The organism is Chryseobacterium sp. StRB126 (genome assembly GCF_000829375.1).
Taxonomy (GTDB): Bacteria; Bacteroidota; Bacteroidia; order Flavobacteriales; family Weeksellaceae; genus Chryseobacterium.
Map to the genome: position 1 here is coordinate 3,326,909 of NZ_AP014624.1, position 23,409 is coordinate 3,350,317.

Genomic DNA, 23,409 nt, shown 5'->3' on the forward strand with positions numbered 1-23,409 from the left:
ATGGAAAAGAATTTAATTCTAAAAAATATATCCCGTCATATTTCTCTCAGCAAAGATGAAACTTCTTATTTTTTGTCTCTATTGAAAGAAAAAAAAGTTCAGAAAAAAGAATTGATTATAAAGCATCAGCAGCCCTGTAAGGATATCAATTTTGTAGTATCAGGTATTCTACGGGCATATTATATGGATGCCTCAGGAAAAGAATCAACCATCATGTTTGCTGTTTCAGACTGGTGGATTACAGATATGTATTGCTTTATTAATGAAAAACCTGCTATGCTCAATATTGAAGCTCTTGAAGAAAGTTCAATTTTGCAACTTTCTAAAGACAATTTAGATAAGCTTTACGGCAAAGTTCCGAAGTTTGAAAGGTTTTTCAGGATTATGATGCAAAATGCCTATATCAGGGAACAACTCCGGACCATTGAAAATTTATCACTTCCTGCAGAGGAACGGTACTATAATTTTCTTAAAAAGTATCCTCTGGCTGCAGAACGTGTTACCCAGAAGCAGATTGCCTCATATCTCGGTATTACTCCCGAATTTTTAAGCATTATTAAAACAAATAAGCAAAAAAGTAACTGCTCTTAAACTACATTATTTTTTTTCTCTGATAAGTTCTGTTATTTTACTCAAAAAAATTATGCTCATACTTATTGCAGGCCCTTACCGTAGTGGAACCAATGACAATCCTGAATTGATTCAGCAAAACCTTAACAACCTTGAGGCTGCAGCCCTGCCTATTTTTAGAAAAGGACATGTTCCTATTATTGGAGAATGGGTAGCGCTCCCATTGATGAAACTGGCGGGTTCTAACCAAATTGGAGATGAGGCCTGGCAAGAGATACAATACCCGGCCGCTCACCGTATTCTTGAAAAATGTGATGCTATCCTCCGAATTGAAGGCACTTCCAAAGGAGCCGATGAGGATGTAAGAATTGCCAGAGAAAAAGGCCTTACCATTTATTATAATATAGAAGATATTCCCTATGCAAAATCCTGATATTACTATTTTAAAAACAGATATTTTATCTGACAACTGGTACACTTTAAATAAAGTTACTTTTACAGTCCGCAAAAAAGACGGAACTACGGAAACCCAAAGCAGAGAAGCTTATGACCGTGGAAACGGAGCAGTTATTTTACTGTATAACAAAGCTTCCAGCACAGTTATTCTGACAAGACAGTTCAGATTACCCACTTATATTAACGGAAATGCTTCAGGAATGCTTATTGAAGCCTGTGCCGGACTTTTAGATAATGATAATCCTGAAGATTGTATCAAAAGAGAAACAGAAGAGGAAACAGGATACAAAATTTCCAAAGTGGAAAAGGTATTTGAAGCCTATATGTCTCCAGGTTCTGTAACGGAAATCCTTCACTTTTTCATTGCCGAATATTCTAGTGAGATGAAAATGACTGATGGCGGCGGTCTGGAAGAAGAAGGTGAACATATTGAAGTACTGGAATTGCCTTTTGATGAAGCGCTTAAAATGATTGATACAGGAGAAATGAAGGATGCCAAAACCATTATGCTGTTGCAGCATTTGAGGATTAAGGGGATTTTGTAATGCTTTTCCATATCATGTGAGAACGCATCATTTTATAGGATTCCGGACAGAAATTTCATTTTATAATAACTATATTTAAATTATGAATAACTTATCAATTCTTGAGCACATAAAGCTAGCCATCAATCCTATATTTCAGGACTGGGTACTTTTCAAAAATGATACTTATATTATTTTTGATGATATTGCTACTGTAGAAAATGTACAGGAAGAAGCCATCAAACTCATGAAAGAATTTGGACCTGTATTTGCAGGAGGCTCTGCCGGAGATTTCAATGTTATTCATTTGAATGCTACTGAAGGCTGGCTTGTTTCCGGACACGGATATGGAATGTATACTTATGTGCATCCTTTAGAACTGGACAATGAATCACCTAATGATCTGGAAATAGGCCTACTTGGGAGATCTAAACGGAATCTTGATGGCGAAAATCCGGAGATTCGACATATCAATAGCAGCAATAATTCTTAGTTCAAATCGTTAACCCAAACAGTCTTAATTTATAATTTCAATTCATGCTTCAGGACCCAATTACCCTTAAGAACCGCTATAAAGATTTCATCAGAAAAGTAAGCGAGACAGAAATCGTTTATGGCTTAAAAGATGACAAAGGATATGCTACTTCCTACTCCAACGATTTGGAATATGAAGATGGTGAACCTGTACAAATCATCTGCTTCTGGTCTGATGCATCAAGGGCAAAATCGTGTGTAGACAGAGAATGGAACCGTTATGAAGCCTCTCCTATTCCACTTAATGAATTTCTGGAAAACTGGTGCCTGGGCATGAATAGTGATGGGCTGATTGTAGGTGTTGATTTTGACCGCAATCTGTTTGGATATGAAGCTGAACCTTTAGAATTAGTCCTTGAAATCATTACAGAGCTTCAAAAAAATGGAAAATCGTTATCTTTAAGAAAATTCAACGATCTTGAAGATATGGAAAACCAAATCAAAGAAGTATTAAAGGACTAAAAAAGGCCATGACAAGATCATTAGGAATCAGGATTGCTAAGGTAATCGCTGTGTTTTCTGTTTTTATTTTCAGTATTCTGATGCTGAAAACAATTTCTCAATATACCTCTTTTGATAAAACAGTAGGTTTTCTTGCCTTTAAACAACAGGTGGTTAATAATCCCTATTGGATGGCATTCTTTTATATCCATATCTTTTCAATAACACTTTGTCTTCTGGCTGGTTTAACGCAATTTTCACCACAATTCTTAAGGGAAAACAGAGGTTTTCATAAAATAATCGGCCGGATTTACGTTTACAATATTCTTATGATCAACGTCCCTGCATGTTTCGTATTGGGATTGTTTTCGAATGGCGGATTGATAGGGATTACAGGATTTCTGATTCAGGATATCCTTTGGGCTTATTTTACAGTAGTTGCTGTACTTTCTATTAAAAAGGGAAATATTATCAGACATAAAAACTTTATGATTTTAAGCTATGCCGTGACAACAACGGCTATTACTTTTAGAATCATTAAGAATCTGTTTTATGATGAAAAATTTTATGACTATGAGTTGTTCTACGGCATCAATGTATGGCTCGCTCTCATTATCAATCTTACGATCTCTTATTTTATTTTTAGTAAGAACCTGTCTGTACTATCTTTCAAACCTAACATTAGCAATGAAAATAGCAAAAGCAATAAAAAGGATGAGGAGAAACAAAACAATGAATATTAAAACATTAAACAATCCTTCATATTTACTTTTTTGGGTCCATCTTTTAAAAAAACGCATTAACAGGTAAGATATACCCGCAAAAACAGCTAAGATAAAAATGAAATAAAGTAATTCCCAGTTCATATTCATATCATTATTTTATGTAAAACTACTATTTTAAAATTAAGAAACAATAAGGAATCTTAAATAGGCAAAACCTAAGATCCGGAAAAATAATCTGTTGGTTTCTATAACCCGGATCAGAATTGCATCAAGATAAGCAATGGGTAATTATGAATTTCAAATAAGTATTAACATATCATCTGAAGCAAAGCATTTACAATGTATTTTACTTTCATAAAGAAAATTCTTCTTACTGATAAACAAATATTAATATTTCACAACGATGTTATTTATTTTTTTTTGTCAATTGTTTTTAGTTTAGTATATTTGTACAACTAAAACCCACAAGATGAAATATGAAAAAAAACAATTCCCTCCATCTAATTCCCAAATAGATAGAGTTTATTAGCTTTAACCTTATTATTAATTCAAAAAAGTTTTCAGTCTGAAATTATTCGTTAATTTTTTGATCAAAATTTATATGATAAAAGAGTGATGGATATAGTGTTTCTCTGAGACAATATACTTAAAAAATCATTTACGCTAAATTACTCACTATATTGTGATATAATTAATATCTGAAAAATCAAAAAGTAAATACAGCTTATAGTTTCTCAATAAAATCATTGGTATAACATTTATACTGATCATTAGTTCTTATACAATAACACAAGAAACCATTATAATAATTAAAAATACAAATTATGGAAAGTCAAGAAAAATTATTCAAAAAAGTTTACGAAATCCTTGCTGATATCACTGAATGTGATCCAAAAGAAATTCAGCCAAATACAAATCTTTTACATGATATGGGAATGACTTCCCTAATGGGACTTGAAGTCTTGGTAGAACTGGAAAGAAATTTTCAGGTTAGCCTTGATGAAGAGCTTTTGGCAAATATGACTACACCTAAAGATATTGTTACAGTATTAGAAGAAGAGTTGGCAAACTAACTTCCTTACTTTTTTACCAATAGTATATTAAAATATGCAAAGGTAGGGATCGAACTATTTTATATTAAAATCAACCTATTTAAACCAACACAAAGTATGATTGACAATCTCAATGTCGATGATATGGTGATTGGAGCAGGCCTCTGTGGCTTAATGTATGGTCTTACCGCCACTACAGAGGGACGCTCTGTCGTCATTAGCGAAGCACATCATAAAGTAGGTGGGTATGCTACCAATTTTTACAGAAACAAAAGAAAATTTGTGTTTGACTGCAGCCAGCACAAAGTGAGTGGTCTTAGAGAAAATGTAGGAAATCTATGGAATGCCCTCAGGAGATTGGAACTCCATACATTACTGGAAGAATTTCATCTGCATGAAGAAATCGGAACGGTAGTTTATAGAGGCAATTTTATCACAATTCCTTCAGAACCAGATGAGATTAAGGAAACTCTTATGATGTATTTTCCGGATGAAATATTGGGAATAGAACAACTATTCCAAGATATAGAATCACATGGATACCAGCATTATATGTTTTTCAGAAGACTGATGAATGAGTATACGATCAACAGAGATATCTTGAAAGAAAGCAGAGGGTTGTCAAAAATAACAGCGCGGGAATATTTTGAAACCATTTTTAAAGGGAGTGATATTATTGAAGTACTCAGCCCTATTGCCATCTATTCCGGCTCTATTTCTAATGAAGTGAACGCATTCTATTTTCTTCATTGCCTGTATGCAATGTTTTATGGAGGACAAGCCTATGTAAAAGGAACAGGACAACAGCTCTCCAATATATTACTTAAAGAGTTTGTCAATCGTGGAGGCATTATATTAAAAAAGAATCCTGTCTATGAAATGGAAGATTGTAATGAATATATGCTGGTTAAAACACGGAAAAACATAATCAGGACACAAAATGTGATTGCAACCTGCCCTCCGGAAGATGTTTTGAAAATGTTGAAGAAAGAAGAATATACAAACAGCTTCCAAAATGTTATCGATAATTTCGAGGTGGGATGGGGACATTTTTGTGTGTATATTGTAATTTCGGTTGCTCCGGAAGAGGTTGATATATTTTCTCCTGAGTACCTTTTGGTATCAGATTCAGGAGATAACTTTACAAAAGAAGACTTTGAGAATGACAGGTATTATGATCTTTTCACTTTAAGTCTAAGTAATTATCACAGATTTGATCCAGCTGGTGGATATGTAATCCAGCTAGTCATGCTGGATCATGGCGACAGATGGTTTCATCTTTCAGAAGATGAATATGCAGCCAGAAAACAAAAAATTCAGGATAAGTTTATAAAAAGGGCCCTTAAAATATTTCCAAAACTGGAAGGAAAATTAATTTATACAGAATCATCAACCCCTAAAACAAATTATAAATTTACTCTTGCCACTAAAGGTTCTGCCTTTGCTTATAAAATGCTCCCAAAAACCAATTTAAGTCTGCTCAGTAATTTTCCCAATGACAAAATTAAGTTAGTCAGCACATGGGCAGGAGGTCCTGGCTATGAAACTGCAATGTGCTTCGGTTTTACTCAAGGTAAATTATTAAGTAAAAACACAAAAATATGAATCCGCTAAAGAAAAAAACACTCAGTCCAAAGTTTTCAGATCTGCTGGATAAACTTAATAAAGCATCTGAAAAAAAGCAAATGAGTCTGCTTCTGGACCATCCCTGGGATGAACCTACCGACAATGTATGGCTCAAGAAAAGAGAGAATATTTCCATCTATGGAACTCCGTATTACGATCTGGCATCAGAAGAAGAAAGAAGACTTCTATCAGTATATGAAACCGGAGCTTGGTGGTATACCTTTATCGTATTTGAAAATCTGGTTTCTGAATATTATATGAAAATCGTAAACCATGGTTCTCTGAAAAAGTTTCCGGAGGTAGTAAAATATATACATCATTTCTGCAAAGAAGAGATTGTACACGCCATGGTATTCCGAAAGGCCATGAATTACTTCAACATAGCCCCTTTTCCCGTTCCTTTAAATTTACGGGAAATCTACAGTCACAATGCATCCATGGCCGAATTCCCCTTAAAGGCAATTTATCTCACAATTCTAATAGAATGGCTTGCAGAAAATAATGCAATGGAAGACTGTAACAGTAAGGAAATTTCTAAACTTTCCCGGGCTGTAGCTGTAGAACACCATAAGGAGGAAGCAAGACATATAGAATGGGGAAAAAATATGATCCGGGAATTTATAGATGTTGTTCCTGAATTTTTACGTGAAGCTCAAGAGATTACAGCTCCATTACTGAGAAGTATGTTGGATATGTCCATATCCAGCATAATGGTTTACGCCAGGGTTGGGTTCAAAGACAAGGCATTTAAAAACTATAAAGAACTTATCCCTGCTGTCCTGAATTCTGAAAACAGAAAAAAAATTAATTCAAGAATAATGGCTCCTATGATGAGGTATTTTATAGAAATCGGAATCTGTAATCCTGAAAATATGGAAGTATGGAAAAAGAATGGTTTCGAAAAAGACGTTGAAGATGCTATCGCCTATTTTAAAAAGAAATCGACTACTGAAGGGGATATAGACAATGTAATGGATAAAAATTATGATTAGATATCATCAAAACTATTCACCCATTTATTTATTAACATCAAATTTTTGATATGCAGATTAATTTAGATAACAAACATTTCCTGGTAACTGGTGGCGGACGGGGAATAGGGAAAGCTATTGTCCAGCAGTTGCTTTCTTCAGGAGCATCCGTATCATTTACCTATAATCGTGGCCAGGAAACCGCAGAAAAATACCTACAGGAACTCTCAGCAGAATTTCCGGCTAAGATTGCATTATATCAGGCAGATATTCAAAATGAAGATCAGTCAAAGGCTTTAATAGAAACTATTGAAAAATCTTCATTAGGGCCATTGTTCGGACTTATTAATAATGCAGGGATTACTGCAGATGCGCCATTTTTCAGCATGACCCATGATATGTGGAAAGAAGTGATTAATACTAATTTAAATGGAACTTACTTTCTTTCCAAAGCAGTCATAAAATCATTTATCCGAAAGAAAAATTCAAAAATAATCAATATTTCATCCGTATCCGGAATACGTAGTGCTATAGGGCAGGCCAATTATGGAGCCTCCAAAGCAGCAATTATTTCGCTTACTAAAACACTCGCATTAGAATTTGCCAAGTTTAATATGCAGGTGAATGCAGTTGCTCCCGGATTTATAGATACAGAAATGGTTTCTCAGATGAATGAACAGGACAAGAAAAAAATAGATCAGATAATTCCCATGAAAAGAATGGGAATGCCTCAGGAAATTGCTGATATGGTAATTTTTCTCTGTTCTGAAAAAAGCAATTATATCACTGGCCAGACATTCGTCATTGATGGTGGACTGACCTTATAAAACCAATAAAAAGATGAAAAGAGTTGTTATTACAGGAATGGGAATTGTAAGCCCGCTGGCTTGTAAAAAAGATACTTTTTGGGAAAAAATCCTCAAAGGAGATACCGGAGTCAGCGATCTTACCAAGCTGAATCCCTCAAATTATAAAGGGATAACAAGAGCCGCAGAAGTGCATCTTGAAAAAGAGTATAAAAATATGGAACTCATTGAGCATTTCCGTCCCTACGGAAAAGCTGTCACCTATGCTGCTGCGGCCATAGATATGGGATTAAAAGATGCAGGACTGGAACATAAGTTTACGCAAAAAAACAACTATGGAGTTATCCTGGGAACAACGAATGGGAACCAGGATATTGTAGAGCGTATTGTAGATGAATGGGATCTTGGTATGGAACATGAAGAGCTCCCTTCACAAGCATCCGAAACCTTACACAAATTCAGGCCTGTGGAACTCAGTGCCAGCATTGCAAAGTACTATAATCTGGGTGGAACCAACATGGTAATACCTACAGCCTGCGCTGCCGGAAATTATGCTATAGGAACAGCATATTCTATGATTCAGGAAGGCCGCTCCCCTCTTATTATTGCCGGAGGTGCAGATCCTTTTACAAGATCATGTTATACCGTATTTTACAGGTTAGGTGCCATGTCTAAAAATGATTGTAAACCTTTCGATCAGGATAGAACGGGAATGATTGTCGGAGAAGGTGCTGCCATTTTGATTATTGAAGAATTAGAACATGCTCTGGCCAGAGGAGCCAGGATTTATGGAGAAATTAAAGGATATGGACTGGCTTGTGATGCTTATGATCCTACAGCACCAGATCCTGAGGGTTCAGGAGCTACATTATCCATGACCAATGCCCTTGTTTCAGGCAATATTGACAAAAAAAACATAACCTATATCAGCGCTCACGGAACGGGTACGAAAGCAAATGATGCCCATGAAGTAAAAGCAATGAATAATGTTTTTGGAGATGAGATAAACACTTTATATGTAAACGGAATAAAATCAATGCTGGGACATTGCATGGGAGCAGCAAGTGCTCTTGAGGCCGTAAGCGCAGTTTTATCACTATACAATCAGCACATTCCCAAAAACATAAATACGAAAAAAATTGATGAGTCTTTTAATATCAGCTTCCAGATACAGCCATCTGCGGAAATAGAGCATCATGTAGAACATGTTCTAAGTAATTCTTTTGCCTTTGGCGGTAATATCTGCAGCGTAATATTCAGTAAATATGATGCAAACTAATTCAAAAACCAATATTGTAATTTCTGCCATAGGCTTTAACAGTTCTCGTGGAACAGAAATAAATGAATTCCTTAACAATTCAGGGAATCTGACTCCTTCGTCCTTTATTATTGAAGATCATGATCCTCAAAAATTTTTAAAACCTAAAGGTCAGCGCTTTCTAAACAAAGCCACATTGATTTACTGTAACACAGCATTTCAGTCTATCCACAACAGAGATTTAAGCCAATATATACAAGATACCCCAGAAAGGATCGGACTCTATGATGGAACAGAGCTATCTAATCTCGAAGACTGTTTTGTCTTTGATTTGACAGCTAAAAATCAAGGTCCGGACAGGGTAAGCCCTATGAAAGCACCAAGTACAATAGCCAATGCAGCGGCAAGCCAAATGGCCATACAAACAGGAATTAAAGGTCCCAACTTCAGTGTATGTGCTGGAATGGCCGGAAGTCTCCAGGCATTAGATATTGCTTATCTCCATTTGAAACAGGGAATTATAGATTATGGAGTAATCGCTTCTACAGAAGTACGGAATACCTATCAGAAAGCAATTCAAAAAAAACAACGAAACCAATCTCCGGAGTTGGGAATATCCATGATTCTGGAACGGCAGGAATCTTTAGAAAAAGATAACAGAAAACCTTTAGCCGGAATTAGAATGCTACATTCTGAAACCTATACCAACGATGCTGTTCCTTTTGAAACCTATTTGTATGAAACCATATCCCCTCTTCTGGGGGTATATGATGTTGACACTATCATTGTCTCCGGAGGAGTCTCTGCCCTAAATGAGAATATATTTGAATGCTTATTTAAAGAAAATGATTTTTCCATAAAAGTACTGTACCCGGAAAATGAATTAGGAGACTTGGATAATGCAGGAGGGATGTTGGGTATTGCCTATTCTATTTCAATATTCAATGGGCAAAATGCACATAAAACAGACAAAAAAAACATCCTTGTCTTATCAGTAGATCCATCAGGAAGTGTAATCTATACCATCATAGAGAAAAATAATATATAGTATGCAAACCATTTTAGAATCCTATCAAATCATTCAAATCTTGAAGTACCGGTATCCTTTTTTACTTATAGATAAAGTGACAGAGTATACCAAAGGGGAAAAACTGAAAGCTATTAAGGCTGTTTCTATGGGAGAACCCTATTTTTCCGGGCATTTCCCAGACTTTCCGATCATGCCAGGGGTTCTCATTACCGAAGCGCTTGCCCAGGCATCCTCATTGATCACTGTTTTAGATGATTTGGACTGGAAAGCAGGTAATGGTATTCCTTCATCTGAACATTCATCAACAGGTGTATTGGGAAATGTTCAGATCAGTTTCTTAAAATCCGTATTCCCGGGAAATTTATTAGAATTGGAAGCCAGCATAGATTGGAAAAAAGGATCAGCCAGTTCTGTGAATGTTAAAGCATCTGTAGAAGGTTCAGTATGTGCAAAAGGTAAGATAACGGTGATGTCTGTAGATAAAAATAAAATATTTTCTTAGCAATGAATAAACCTATCTTATTCTGTATCCCTTATGCAGGAGGATCATCCATGTCATTCTCAAATATAACAAGTCTGATTAATATTGAAGAACTGGAAATTAAATGTCTGGAACTTCCGGGAAGAGGGATACGACATCAAGAACCTCTCCTCTCTTCTCTGGATGAGGCAGCAGATGATCTTTATGCAAATGTAAAAAATAGTTTGGAATTTCCCCAGAGGCCTGTTATCATCTGGGGACACAGTATGGGTGCTATTCTGGCATTATTGATTTCTGCCAAACTATATCAGCATCAATTCAATATCGTTGGATTATTGGTTTCCGGAATGAAAGCACCTACCCATCAGTCCTCTAATCACAGCCTGTCAGAAAAAGCTAAGAATAAATTATTATCCAGCCTTTTGCCGATAAAGCATGAACAGAATAAAGAGGCTCCTCTTTTTCAAAAGATTTACAAAAAAAGAATGGAAATCATGGAAAAAGATGTAGAAATATTAGAAAAATATCAGGCAAACAATTGGCTACATATCTCTGTAATCAATCCCATAGCAGTCATCATGGGCGAAGATGATGATCTATACCCTGATCACTCTTATTATGGAAACTGGAAACTTCATACCTCAGGAAACACTGAATTGTTCACTATAAAAGGCAATCATTTTTTCCCGATGCAGCACCCGGAGGAAACCGCCAGGCTACTGACTCAAATACTCACACAGATGTTAAATTAAAATAATCGTTAACCCATAAAAAAACAAAAAATGAAAGTAAAGAAATTATTATTCTTGCCAGCAATTGCCTTACTGAGTATAGCTTACTCATGTTCGGATGACAATATCACGCTTGAGCCCATTTCGGAAGCCAATGCTAAGATATCAGCTTTATCTGTATCCAGAAATGGGTCATCCCTGGCTGCTTATTTTGGTGATAATATAGACTTCAACAATCTGCCCAATTATGCCAATCAAAGTATCCCAATGTACATATTTCGAAATAATACTCCGTTTATTAATCGTATTACGGATGAAGGAGCTACATTAGGAAGGGTTTTATTTTATGATAAAAATCTTTCCACTAATAATACAGTCTCCTGTTCCAGCTGTCATAAACAGGAACTGGCCTTTGGAGACAATAATATTGCCAGCCAGGGAGTGAATGGAACAACAGGAAGACATTCCATGAGATTAATTAATGTAAGGTTTGCAGAAGAAGCAAGATTGTTCTGGGATAAAAGAGCCCCTTCTTTGGATGTCCAGACTACAGTGCCTATCAGAGATCATGTAGAGATGGGTTACAGCGGTCGGAATGGAGCTCCGTCATTTAATGACCTTATTACAAAACTTCAGGGGTTGGATTATTATAGAGAACTGTTCACAAGAGCATATGGCAGTCCGGAAATCACTGAAGAAAAAATGCAGAAGGCATTAGCTCAGTTTGTGAGCAGTATTATCTCTTTTGATTCAAAGTATGATGAAGGAAGAACTATGATTGCATCAGATTTTCTTGATTTTCCGAACTTCACTGCTGAGGAAAATTTAGGAAAAAAATTGTATATGGAATTTCCCGTTGCTGTTCGCGGAACCCGTGCAGGAGGTGGATTAGGCTGTGCAAGCTGTCACTTTGCTCCAGAATTTGGAATGACAGCTTTGAGTGGTAACAATGGAGTTATTGACAAAATAGGCAGTACTGATATTGATCTTACAATCACCAATTCACCTTCAATCCGTGATCTAGTGAATTTAAACGGGCAACCTCATGCTCCTATGATGCATTCTGCAGTATTTTCTACATTAGAACAGGTCATAGACCATTACAACAATATTCCACAAGACCCCAGAAACAATCAACTGGATAATAATCTTCGTTTAAGAGGATTAAATGCTACACCTGAGGAAAAAAAGGCTGTGATTGCCTTTATGAAAACCCTCACTGGAAAAAATGTTTACAAAGACAAAAAATGGTCAAACCCTTTTATTAATTAATAGAAATACAAAAAGAATAAGAAAAGAGACTGTCTTTTGAGACCGTCTCTTTTAAAACAACAAGGAAAACAGAATCACAAAGTTTTTTTGAGAAAATACCATTAGATATCCATATCATTCTCCTCGCCAAACGCCTTCCAGTACTGATATTTTTCCGGGTCAGCAAAGCCCTGGTCTTCTTTATAAAAATATAAAAGTCTCCTCAAGGCTGTAGTATAATAGCCGTGTTGCAGGGATTTCTCGTAGTGTTTGATTGCTTTTTTAGGGCTTATCTTTACCCCTAGTCCTTCATCATACATAATTCCGTAATAAATATCGGAATAACTGCCCTGCGTATCTTTTTTCAAATAACGCTGAAGATTGTCATAATCATTTTTCTGATAATAGATTTCTGCAAATTTTTCATCATTATAATAGAATTTCTTTTCTGCCTGTTTATAGTAGTCTAATGCAAGGTCATAATCCTGTAATACATATTCACCATAGAAGTAAAGAAGTCCAAGGTTTTGCATGGCCAAACCATCTCCTAATTCTGCAGATTTCCTGAAACATTTTAAAGCCTTTTTAATATCCTGAGGATATCCTACTCCGCTCTGATAATGATAACCCAGGTTATTCCATGCAACAGCATGATTCTTAGAAGCAGCTTTTTCATACAGGGCAAGTCCTTTCTCCAGATCATTATATTCAGGATACTCATCATGAACATAAATATACCCAAGTTCCACCATCATATCAGTATTTCCACGCCTCACTCCTATTTCGTACAGCCTTACAGCTTCTTCAATTTTTCCTTCTTCAATGTATTCTTCAGCCCTCGACATAAGGGTTGCATCATCAAAATACTCCTCGTAGCCTGAACCTTTTTTCTCAGTCCATGCCTTATAAAAATCAAGAAAATACTCTTGATCTTTCCCACGAAGATTATGTCTTTTTTCATACAAAGCTCCCAGCTGGTTATCAGAAACCTGATGTAAAGCCCTTTGGGTGTCAAGAATAAACATTTCATTCCCTTTATACAGGCAAAGCATCTGTTCATTATAGTCTATTCCTTCACCAATATAGTCATAAACACGACTTTGAGTCTCTGTTTGCTGGTCAAAATAGAACATCCCGTCTGAAGTGGTCACACGGAAGATTTCTTCCCGGCAGGATTCTATTTTTTTATATTCTTTAGATGAAGGGAGCAACCAACGATCTTCAGCAGCATTATACAAGCCCCAGCCGTTTTCATCAGACAACAGGAATACATTCTTCATAAACTGGGTAAACCAATCCCTGTGAATATTTTCAATGCTATGTTCTGTTAACCTGAATTCACCGGATTTTATATCATAAATATGCCATTTCTTAGCTTTCTTGTAGGCAAAAGAAGTGTAATAATCATTCAGAATCATCACGGTGTCTACTTCAGTATCCAAAAGACTTCCATCAGCTTTTATAATGCTGGTTTTTTTCTGAAATTTATTCGGTTTAACCCAATAGTATCCTTCCCCAATCTCACCCAATACATCTTCAGGGTGTTCACCTAGATAAACACCATCAAATGTGTAAAAGGCTTTTTTGGAGGTTCCTTCCAGCGAACGATACAGCAATCCTGAATAATTAAATTCAAAAGGCTCATCAAAACCTTCTTCAATAATAGGTTTATTAAATGCATCAATAAGGCGATACTTACCCTCTTTTTTAGCATTAAAAAGGTAGACATGCCTTAACATTTCCAGTTCTTCATATTCACAAGGAATAACAATTTCCCCGGTTTCAATGGTAATCAACCCACATTTTTCACCGATTTCTATAATCCCATAATTCTTATTGTCTATAAAAAGAGAATCATAAGCTTCTCCATAGACACATTCAATAAGGACCTTTCCATCATTTCTCAGGTATCCGTACTTTCCATTTTTTTGTGCTACCGCAATTCCTTCTTCACTAAAGGCGAATATTTCCTCATAAATCGGTGGCGTTATGATATTTCCTTTTTTATCCTTCAGTCCCCAAAGACCATTGTCTTCAAAAGACTCCGAAATATCTTTATATAAATCTTCATTCCAGTAGCCAAGACCATAATCAATCCAGTCTGTTTCCAGCATTTCTAAAAAAGATTCATATCCGCTTCTGGCTAAGATCTCTTTTTCAAGCCAGCCCAGATTCTGTTTGGCCATAGCTTTATCATACAGCTTACTTTTTTCCTTGATTTCCAGCACCCAGTTTTTGGCCTGATCGGAATGTTTTTCTTCATTCATATTGAAAACATCCCATCCATTGATGACAAAGGTGTCATAAGGAAGATTATCCAACATCTCAAACATTTTGTTGACAGGCTCATAATACGCTTTTTTGTAAAGCAACTGATTATGTTCACCCAACAACTGGTAGAATGATTTCAGCCTTGCTACTCCATTGATCTTATCAAAGTACAGCAGCTTTCCTTTTGATCTTTGATCACAGGAGAATAAAGGAAGAAGCAATTCCGGGATCTCGTAATTCCACTCTCCCAGATAGTGAGAGTACTGGTCCCCTGTTTTTGAATCTACATTATATACGTAAAGACGATGTGCCATTTTTTTGTTCTTAAATGATTAAAATCCGAATTTAGAAAACAATCCAGGTTTTTTCCATGAAGCTTTATATTCATCTGCAATAGGATCATAATCTGCTACTGAACGTACCTGATCCAATATTACATGGGCTTCTTTTACGTTTCCAGCCTGATATAATACAACAGCTTTCGCCAGTTCAACGCTTTCCACAAGATCATCGTAACCCCATTCTTCTGTATTGTAAATGGAATTGAATCTTTCCGCAAGGGAGAAAGTCTGCTCTTTATGATTCAGTTTTTCATAGACACGAACTCCATAGCTTAACCAAAGTACATATTCTTCAGGATCCATTGCATCTTCACATTCAGCATCATATTGATTGAAAACCAATGCTGCTTCCTTGTAATTTCCCTGAAGGAAATCGCTTTTCACGATCATATAAATGGTTTTTGCTTTATCAAAAGCATCTAAAAGGAATTCTTTTTTATTTTGAAGATATCTCTTAGCTGCCAACGCTACTTGTCCATAACTTTCCTCTTCATTATAAATCTGCATCAGGGCATACTGAGGATTAGCTTCTCCCGGAAAGCGCTCTGCTACTTGTTCATAATATGATTTTCTGGTATGTAAATCCTGACCATCCAAATGTTCAAATAGAATTCCCTCCAATATATTCTTACCAGCTTCCAGATCTCTGTAATGGTAATCATCAAGTTCCGGATTCTCTATGGTGTACTGATAAGCATAGGTAAGCACCTCTTTTGCTTCTCTTTGAGCATCATCCCATCCCATAACTTCATGAAGCCGAACCTGTTTAGCTCTGTAGCACAATGTTTTAGAACAATACTCCTCGGATTCTCCATAAATATTGAAGTAATTATTCAATGCTTCTTCTGCCTCTTCATGATTTCCTCCATCCAGCAAAGCATCAATCCGTACCAGATGAAGCTCCATAAATTCTGAATATTTAAGCCCTTCAGAAGCAATTGTTGCAGCAGCATGATGATCACCCAATAACGAATATTTAATGGCTAAGTTATTACAGCACATTGCTCTCGTATGCAGATCATTGTGATAGTCGCTCTCAAACTTTCCTTCCTTATAATATCTTCGGAAAGCTTCATAAGCTTGTTTATACATGATACGATTGACTTCTGTCAATTGTATTTTATCATTCTCATCCTCTATTAATTCTATAAACTCGTTCATGCAGACTCCTTCATTATAGATATCGGCAGGATAATCCGGAAATCTCGGAATTTCAGAGGATACTGTTCCATTCAAAAGGTATTCGGATTCTACTTTCCGTCTCCAGGAAGTGGCATTGGGTGATAATACTACTGCTTTTTCCAATAAAGGAATAGCTTCATTATATCGCTCGTTTTCATATAGGAATGTACCTGCAAAATGATACCCTGAGAACAGTTCCGGGTGAGAATTGATGACTTCAAGGGCATGATGGTAGTAAAAATCCGTAGAAACATTCAGAAATTCAGGATAGTTTCGTTCAATAATCAGCTGATAATAGAATACATCAGGATTATTATATCCGTTTCTTATCAGTTCTGCAAAGCGTTGATGCCATTCTGCCAGTTTTTCATGAACGTGCAGTGCTGAATTTTCACCTTTAATCGCCTTCATCATCATCTTCAGCGAAAGGTCCGGTGCATTATTTTCAAACGCAATATCGGCAAGATTGAAAAAATCATATTCATTCCGGCTTACAAAAGTGGAATGCTCTTTGTCAATAAGGGCAGTAAGCTCCTCTCCTGAAACTATTTTTGTGTGGTCCAATAAATAGATCTTTTTGATCCAATACAGCGAGATGTTTTTGTCCCTGATCTCACGGTTGTCAGCATCTGCTTTTTTAGAATAATACATTGCGGCTTCAAGACTGTTCAAAAGCGCTTTATTTTCTTCCAGAGATTCATATATTTTCACAAGGAAATCATAGCCGTGTCCGGCATAATCCGGATCTTCCAGCATTTGTTCCGCATAACCTATAAACTCTGCTTTATTTTCCTGGGTGAAATGTTTTTTACTTCTGGCGATCTGCATCAGGGCATATTCATTTCCTAAGGGATAATCCAGGATGTTATATAATGCTTTCTGATTGTTAGGGTTGATCTGAAGGATTCTGCGTAAGTAAGGAATAACATAGTCCCGGATGGCATCATAAACCGCTTCATGCCCTTCATAGTAAACAATGTCATGATAAGCTACTGCCATTAAAAATAAGACTTCCTCATCTTCGGGATGAGATAATAAATATTGTTCTCCTTCTATGATACACTGGTCCAGATCTCCTCTGTAAAACAGTTGTTCTAAATTGTCGTACATTATTAATATTTTGTTCAATAATTCAATCATTATACTTCCTTTCTACCTTGGCAGAATCAGAATTCATGATATTAGGCTGCAAAATATAAAAAACACGAGGAATAACAAATGACAAGCCTTATAAATCCCGGAAACCAGTGAGTAAATAATTCTGATTTATAACAAAAATTGATGCTTTAAGTTTTAATTTTAACCCGAAATTCAAAAAATATAAATTTTTCAACAATGAAAAAATTATTCACAGGGCTTTCTTTGGCTTTATCCGTGATAATGGCCGCTCAAAAAGCTCCTGCTAAAAAAAATTCTTTGGTTCTTTATTCTTACCAAACCTTTGGATGTGATGTTAAGGGATATTTTGATTCTTCAAAATATAAAAAAGAAGAAATAGATGGCACTTACAAACTTTTATATCCTTTAACATGGTCTCCTTTCACATCTCTTATCATTTTTAATCCTGTAAAATATGATAAGGTTCGCAGCAACAATACTCAGCTTTTACAACAGACAGAAAAAGAGTATCTGGAACGAAAGAAAGAACTTGAGGAACTCAAACTCATAGACCTTCCGATATGGAAAAAACAGCATGAAGAAGCTCTTACCCTTCTGGAAAACGAATATCAGCTCAATAAGGCACTTCTTATGGGTTATGCTGATCCGCAATCCCTTAAAAACAGCAAATTTTATACGACCTGCAAAGAATATGCAGATGCCATGACCACCAAGGACGAGGAGAAAATGTATTCTGTATGGAAAGGGCTATTTGAACCTAAAAAAGGAGAAGAACCTTATTCCGGAACAAAAGATGCTTTTAACGCCAAATGGAATGACCCGAGAAAGGAAGATTATGCTATTATTGACCTTATGAACGCTTTTAATAATTGCGCAAACCATAGTTTCAGACCTAAAGCTGATGAGGATAATACTTTATTTAAAACTTTTGAAAAGGTTTTTGTCAAAGTAAAAAGAGATTGTGAAGAACCTTAAAATTTCAGAAAAACGGCCTGTTTAAAGCAAAAAATTAAAATTCTCATCAAATAAGAAAAATAACTATATAAAATTGATTAAATTCTTTAGTTTTCGGATTTAAAGCCTTAATTTTGCGCTGAAATTTTAGAAAATCCGGATTCTTTCTACAACTATGCGCATGGAAAAAATGATGGTCGGGCTCTCCCTGACTTTATCTGCTATTGTTTTGGGGCAAAAGTCGCCTGCAAAAACCAACAATCTGATACCGTACAGCTATCAGACATTCAATTGTGACAACAAGGGATATTTTGATGCTTCCAAATATGAAAAAGAGGAAATAGACGGGGTTAACAAACTTTTATACAAGTTCAATGGGGTTCATTTTGATACGAATCCTATTTTTAAGCTTTCCAGCCTTGAAGAAATCCGTAAAAATAAGGAACAGCATCTGGAAAACCTGGAAAAACAATATCAGGAGAAAAAAGAAGAGCTTTACAGCCTTAAAGTAATTAATCAGCCAGTTTGGAATAAGCTGTATGAAAAAGCTATACAAACTTTTGAGAACGAATATGAACTGAATAAGGAAGAAATCCTTGCATTTTCAGATCCTACCACGCTTAAAAACAGTAGATTTTACGAAACCTGCAGAGAACCCATTGATGCTATATCTTCTCCCGACAGAGAAAAAATGTTTGCTTCATGGAAAGCCTACACTGAGCTTAAAAGCAAAAACAACGCAGATCCGCAAGGAGTTATGAATCGTTTCAACGCTAAACTTAGCGATCCACAAAGTGAAGATTATGCCCTTATTGATATGATTGGTTTAAGTTTTCATAACTGTGCCAACAGCAGTTTCAGACAGAAACGGGATGAGGAAGGAAATCTTTACAGGGACTTCGATAAAATTTTCACAAAACTGAAGAAAAATTGTGACGAACCTTAATAGGGATTGAAAATTAAAAATTATAATAGCAGTACCATTTTGGGTACTGTTTTTTTATTGGCAGTTATCTGTATTTAGTTTTTAAGGACATTTGGATACAGAATGGTTAAGGGAAGGTTAATGATGCCTACTTTCCTTGGAGGGATTATAAATAGATTTATTTTCGTTGCATTAACCTGTAAAATTTATCTTCTATGAATTGTAAATACCTTTTTTTAACCATAGGCATTACTGCAGCTTTATCAGCGCAAAAACAACCTACAATTATTCCTTTCTCACTGGAAAACAATTCTGTTTATCTGCACTGCAAGGTAAATGCGGTGGATAACGTAAAATTCCTGTTTGATACCGGTGCAGACGGATCTGTCATCAATATCAATTCAAAGAAAAAAGTTGATTTAAAAATTGACGGAAAATCGGAGAATAAAGGTTCAAACGGGGTAAACACCGTTGATTACAGCAGTCATAATACAATTCAATTCGGAGATATTCAGAAAACAGATATTTTATTTACCCTCATTCCTTATGGAGAGGTTAATTTCGATGGTGTTTTTGGAACAGATTTAATGAAAGGAAATATCCTTGAAATTGATTACCATAAAAATGTGATCCGTTTTTATGATGAAAACGACAGGTCCATTGATTTTTCAGGATATGAAAAAATGAAACTCCATCTCATCGATAACTACCCTGCTGTGGAAAGCGCAATAACAGTGAATGGCAAGGAATATTCCGGATATTTTGGTCTTGACAGCGGTGCAGATGATGCGCTTACCATTGCTTCACCTTATGTCAGAAAGAATTCTTTAGCCAATACCATGAAAACGATAGGAAAAGCTACGGCACAGGGTTCTGATGGTTCTGTTTATGAAATGCCGGTGGTTCTTTGCCCTTCCATTACCTTCGCTCATAAATTCCTTTACAATGTCCCGATTACGCTTTCCAACTCTACAGAAGGCATTGATGCTTCAGAAAAGATGGCAGGCTTTTTTGGAAATGGTTTTTTGAAAAGATTCAATACCATTATTGATTTTAAAAACCAGTCTATTTATTTTAAGCTGAATAAAAATCTATATTCTGAGTTTAATTGACATAATTATCTCTTTAAAACTAAAAGATTATAATGACAGTACTCGGTTGGGGTGCTGTTTTTTATGGATAGAAAGTATTTTATCCACCTCATCAATTTATAATTAAAAAATACATTTCTTTTGAAAATAAATAAAAAATTATTAGTTTGGTCTTAAAAATCTAATGCTTAATTATTTTAATCAAATTTGCGAATTTCGTCAAAATAATCCTATTATACATGGAAAAACAATCAAAACTGATAATCCACTTTTAGATAATGTAAAAGAAGCTCTTGACAATTTTAAAATTGAATTAGAAAAAAAATACAATATTTTCAATAATGTAAACTTAACAATAAAAGTATCTAAAGGCGCCACTAATTTTCCTCATGTAACTCATGTATGCATCTTGCCTCCTAATCAAAAAGTATCAGATGGAATATATGTTGCTATTTGCTTCGATAAATCTGGGAAAGGAGCTGTAGTAGGTTGCGCAGAATCCAAAACTAACCCTAAAGGATTAAACATTCAAATAAGGAAATCTACAAAAACATCTCCCAATATTGATGTTGATGGGGGCGGTGATACAACTAAATATAATAATGTTTTTGAAAATCCTAAGGAGTTTTATTACAAACTAGAAGACCAATCAGATCTCGAAAATCATATTAAGAAATCTCTAGGTTTATGTTTTTATAATCTAGGCTTTATAAAAGAATCCGAATATTTACAAACAGCTGATTATTTAAATTCATCAATTAAAGAGACTGAGATAAGTTATTTTAATATCGATGATATTAAAGACGATAGAAAGAAAATTGCTATTCAAATTTATGCTAGAAGGGGGCAAAAAAAATTCAGGGAAGAACTTATCAATGTCTATAATAAAAAATGTGCAATAACACAATGTCAGATTGTAGAAATGCTAGAGGCTGCACATATATATTCCTTCAAAGGTTCTGATACGAATAAAATTCCTAATGGCATTCTATTACGTTCTGATATCCATACGTTATTTGATCTAGGATTAATCAGTATAAATCCAGAAAATCATATGGTCCAAATCAGTAATAAGATTTCTCATGATGAGTATTACACTAAATTACATCAAACTAAAATTAGTTTACCTACAAGAGCTGAGGACTACCCAAGTTCAGATTCTTTAAGATATCACTTTGAAAATGTTTTTGATAAATAATGTCTGAACATTTTCTTACATCTACTTATGGTTTCAAATACTAAAGAAAACTTAAATAAATTAATAATGAATAACTTACAATTATTCCAATTAAATTCCTTAATTTTGCACCCCGAAAATAAGAATTCAAAATATGAAACGAATAGGTGAACACAGAACCCTTCTTGGAGTTGATAAAACTGTAACTTTAAAAGAGTTAAAAACCATTTACAGAAATGTGATGAAAGATACACATCCTGATAAATTTATCAATGACGAGGAAGGAAAAATAGCAGCGGAAGAAAGAAGCAAGTCTGTGATTGAAGCCTATCATTTCCTGGTAAGCATTAATCCTGAAACTCAGGAAAAATATAAAGAAGAATACACAGAAACCATCACTCAATCTAACATTCAGGATTTTTATCTTGAAAAATCGATTTTAACAGTTCAGCATTTGAATGGAAAAACCTATGAATATATGGGCGTTCCAAGAAATACTTATATTAAAATGGTTAACGCTGATTCTCCAAGCCGTTTCGCAAGAAGACACGTCTATGGAAACTTTGTCTACAGAAAAGCTGGAGAGGTTATGGCAGACTAATTTTTTCCAGATACAATATATAAAGGCTTTCAGTTGATACTGAAAGCCTTTTTTATTGCAGAAATCTAATGGATTTTTATCACTTTTGAAATACTTTATGATGGGTTCCATCTTCATATTCAAAAATAATTATCTGATTTTTAGTATCAGGAGATATTTTCTTCCCTGCCATATCATATGCATTCTTGATTTTTTTGTTTTTACCGTTATTCAGATTTTCATTGGTTGATAATGTTGCCATTGAAGTAGTAGCAACCATATCACCTAAAAAATAGGATGGTCCCCAAAAGAGATGGGTTAAACTTTCAGCAGAGGTACTGATATTGAATTTTAGCAACTTGATTTCATTTTGTGAACTTATGGTGCCTACAAGTTCATTGGTTACTCCCAGGAAACATAAATTGCGGATCCCCTCATCTACCTCCGTAAAAGTATTTGAAAGCACACTAGAACTCATTAGGCTACCTGTGGATAATTGATAAGATTCTATAGTAAACACTATATTTCCTGAAACTGTATTCTGTTTTGTAACGTATAATTTCTGGTTTACAGGGACAATACTATCATAATTTCCCGAAGGCAAATTGAATGACGTTTCACTGCCTGTTACAATGTTATATTTAACAATTTTACTATTTACCAAAAGAACAAGTTCATTGGTTTCCTGGCAGAAAGCAAAATCCGAAAAACCATTAAGGGAAGGTGTTGTATAATTATATTCAGAAACAAGATTTCCTGTTAGTTTATCAAATTCACATATAGAAATAATATTTGAAGAACTTTCTTTAATGGCGAACAACCTTCCATTGGCCATTGCAATATCTACATACACTCCTCCGTTATTCGCCGGCCAAGGAAGTTGTAATGTAGAAAATGTGTCATTCAGTACATTATACTTACCTAATATATTCAGTCCTGAATTAAGGGTGAAAATCATGTTTGAAGAAGAATCGAAGGATGCACTGCCAATATTTGAGCTCCCACTACTGAATAAATATTTTGATGACATTTGTGCCCCGCTAATATTATTCAGTTTACGCATATCATCGTAGATGACGTTATTAGAATAACTTGACATTGTACAATACAAATTCTGTGCACCCATGTTAGTGCAATACAATAAAGATAACAAAATTAATTTTTTCATTTGTGTTTATAATTTTTTTAGTTTTTTAAAATTTACCTAGCCTAGTGTCCAAAGTAAAAATATTGGGTGGTAAATATACACTAAAAATAAAATATTGAGCCTTATCAGAAATTATTAATCAAAAAGCGCCTCAGAAGATCTGAAG

The 23,409-nt window shown here is 35.1% G+C and carries 23 protein-coding genes; 20 read left to right on the forward strand and 3 right to left on the reverse strand.

Annotated features, from left to right (window positions below):
• From CHSO_RS15145 to CHSO_RS15215, 15 genes are all read left to right on the forward strand, one after another.
• Window positions 1-591 (forward strand): Crp/Fnr family transcriptional regulator, encoded by a 591-nt coding sequence (locus CHSO_RS15145; RefSeq protein ID WP_045497684.1) that lies wholly within the window; start codon window positions 1-3, stop codon window positions 589-591.
• A gap of 52 nt (window positions 592-643) precedes the next feature.
• The gene (locus tag CHSO_RS15150; RefSeq protein WP_045497687.1) at window positions 644-1,003 is read left to right on the forward strand and encodes an NUDIX hydrolase; all 360 of its coding nucleotides are present in this window, start codon (window positions 644-646) and stop codon (window positions 1,001-1,003) included.
• On the forward strand, window positions 990-1,571 hold the full coding sequence (gene nudK, locus CHSO_RS15155; RefSeq protein WP_045497690.1) for a GDP-mannose pyrophosphatase NudK: 582 nt from the start codon (window positions 990-992) through the stop codon (window positions 1,569-1,571). Before CHSO_RS15150 ends, nudK begins: the two co-directional genes overlap by 14 nt.
• Window positions 1,572-1,653: 82 nt before the next feature.
• Window positions 1,654-2,043, forward strand: a complete 390-nt coding sequence (locus tag CHSO_RS15160; RefSeq protein WP_045497693.1) for a hypothetical protein — start codon at window positions 1,654-1,656, stop codon at window positions 2,041-2,043.
• Window positions 2,044-2,087: 44 nt separating this feature from the next.
• Window positions 2,088-2,546, forward strand: coding sequence for a DUF2750 domain-containing protein (locus CHSO_RS15165; protein WP_045497696.1), 459 nt, complete (start codon window positions 2,088-2,090; stop codon window positions 2,544-2,546).
• Between the two features lie 8 nt (window positions 2,547-2,554).
• Entirely contained in the window at window positions 2,555-3,268 is a 714-nt protein-coding gene (locus tag CHSO_RS15170) for a DUF2306 domain-containing protein (protein WP_045497699.1), read from the forward strand.
• A gap of 806 nt (window positions 3,269-4,074) precedes the next feature.
• The gene (locus CHSO_RS15175; protein ID WP_045497702.1) at window positions 4,075-4,323 is read left to right on the forward strand and encodes an acyl carrier protein; all 249 of its coding nucleotides are present in this window, start codon (window positions 4,075-4,077) and stop codon (window positions 4,321-4,323) included.
• 96 nt (window positions 4,324-4,419) lie between these two features.
• Window positions 4,420-5,907 (forward strand): phytoene desaturase family protein, encoded by a 1,488-nt coding sequence (locus CHSO_RS15180; RefSeq protein ID WP_045497705.1) that lies wholly within the window; start codon window positions 4,420-4,422, stop codon window positions 5,905-5,907.
• Window positions 5,904-6,920, forward strand: a complete 1,017-nt coding sequence (locus tag CHSO_RS15185) for a diiron oxygenase (RefSeq protein ID WP_045497708.1) — start codon at window positions 5,904-5,906, stop codon at window positions 6,918-6,920. Before CHSO_RS15180 ends, CHSO_RS15185 begins: the two co-directional genes overlap by 4 nt.
• Before the next feature lie 50 nt (window positions 6,921-6,970).
• Complete coding sequence (locus CHSO_RS15190) at window positions 6,971-7,726, forward strand: SDR family oxidoreductase (RefSeq protein WP_052480609.1); 756 nt, start codon at window positions 6,971-6,973, stop codon at window positions 7,724-7,726.
• A gap of 13 nt (window positions 7,727-7,739) precedes the next feature.
• Entirely contained in the window at window positions 7,740-8,984 is a 1,245-nt protein-coding gene (locus CHSO_RS15195) for a beta-ketoacyl-[acyl-carrier-protein] synthase family protein (RefSeq protein ID WP_045497710.1), read from the forward strand.
• A complete protein-coding gene (locus CHSO_RS15200) occupies window positions 8,971-10,011 on the forward strand; it encodes a beta-ketoacyl synthase N-terminal-like domain-containing protein (protein ID WP_045497711.1) in 1,041 nt (346 codons plus the stop codon). The genes CHSO_RS15195 and CHSO_RS15200 overlap by 14 nt, the downstream gene beginning before the upstream one ends.
• Window position 10,012: 1 nt before the next feature.
• Window positions 10,013-10,495, forward strand: a complete 483-nt coding sequence (gene fabZ, locus CHSO_RS15205) for a 3-hydroxyacyl-ACP dehydratase FabZ (RefSeq protein WP_045497713.1) — start codon at window positions 10,013-10,015, stop codon at window positions 10,493-10,495.
• A 2-nt stretch (window positions 10,496-10,497) separates the two neighbouring features.
• Window positions 10,498-11,226, forward strand: a complete 729-nt coding sequence (locus tag CHSO_RS25080; protein ID WP_052480610.1) for a thioesterase II family protein — start codon at window positions 10,498-10,500, stop codon at window positions 11,224-11,226.
• A 30-nt stretch (window positions 11,227-11,256) separates the two neighbouring features.
• Window positions 11,257-12,477 carry a cytochrome-c peroxidase gene (locus CHSO_RS15215; RefSeq protein WP_052480611.1) on the forward strand — a complete coding sequence of 407 codons (1,221 nt, stop codon included), beginning with the start codon at window positions 11,257-11,259 and terminating at the stop codon, window positions 12,475-12,477.
• A 101-nt stretch (window positions 12,478-12,578) separates the two neighbouring features.
• On the opposite strand, the gene CHSO_RS15220 is transcribed toward CHSO_RS15215, so the two are convergent.
• Window positions 12,579-15,041 carry an SEL1-like repeat protein gene (locus CHSO_RS15220; RefSeq protein ID WP_045497716.1) on the reverse strand — a complete coding sequence of 821 codons (2,463 nt, stop codon included), beginning with the start codon at window positions 15,039-15,041 and terminating at the stop codon, window positions 12,579-12,581.
• A gap of 18 nt (window positions 15,042-15,059) precedes the next feature.
• The gene (locus CHSO_RS15225; RefSeq protein WP_144428931.1) at window positions 15,060-17,360 is read right to left on the reverse strand and encodes a hypothetical protein; all 2,301 of its coding nucleotides are present in this window, start codon (window positions 17,358-17,360) and stop codon (window positions 15,060-15,062) included.
• Between the two features lie 225 nt (window positions 17,361-17,585).
• Between CHSO_RS15225 and CHSO_RS15230 the strand changes: the two genes are divergently transcribed.
• From CHSO_RS15230 to CHSO_RS15250, 5 genes are all read left to right on the forward strand, one after another.
• The gene (locus CHSO_RS15230; protein WP_045497721.1) at window positions 17,586-18,344 is read left to right on the forward strand and encodes a hypothetical protein; all 759 of its coding nucleotides are present in this window, start codon (window positions 17,586-17,588) and stop codon (window positions 18,342-18,344) included.
• A 160-nt stretch (window positions 18,345-18,504) separates the two neighbouring features.
• Window positions 18,505-19,269 carry a hypothetical protein gene (locus CHSO_RS15235; protein ID WP_045497723.1) on the forward strand — a complete coding sequence of 255 codons (765 nt, stop codon included), beginning with the start codon at window positions 18,505-18,507 and terminating at the stop codon, window positions 19,267-19,269.
• A 194-nt stretch (window positions 19,270-19,463) separates the two neighbouring features.
• Entirely contained in the window at window positions 19,464-20,360 is an 897-nt protein-coding gene (locus CHSO_RS15240) for a retropepsin-like aspartic protease (protein ID WP_045497726.1), read from the forward strand.
• A 163-nt stretch (window positions 20,361-20,523) separates the two neighbouring features.
• Window positions 20,524-21,537 carry an HNH endonuclease gene (locus CHSO_RS25085; RefSeq protein ID WP_052480612.1) on the forward strand — a complete coding sequence of 338 codons (1,014 nt, stop codon included), beginning with the start codon at window positions 20,524-20,526 and terminating at the stop codon, window positions 21,535-21,537.
• Between the two features lie 133 nt (window positions 21,538-21,670).
• Entirely contained in the window at window positions 21,671-22,117 is a 447-nt protein-coding gene (locus CHSO_RS15250; RefSeq protein WP_045497728.1) for a KTSC domain-containing protein, read from the forward strand.
• A gap of 79 nt (window positions 22,118-22,196) precedes the next feature.
• On the opposite strand, the gene CHSO_RS15255 is transcribed toward CHSO_RS15250, so the two are convergent.
• Window positions 22,197-23,264, reverse strand: a complete 1,068-nt coding sequence (locus CHSO_RS15255) for a hypothetical protein (RefSeq protein ID WP_144428932.1) — start codon at window positions 23,262-23,264, stop codon at window positions 22,197-22,199.
• Between the last annotated feature and the right edge of the window lie 145 nt (window positions 23,265-23,409).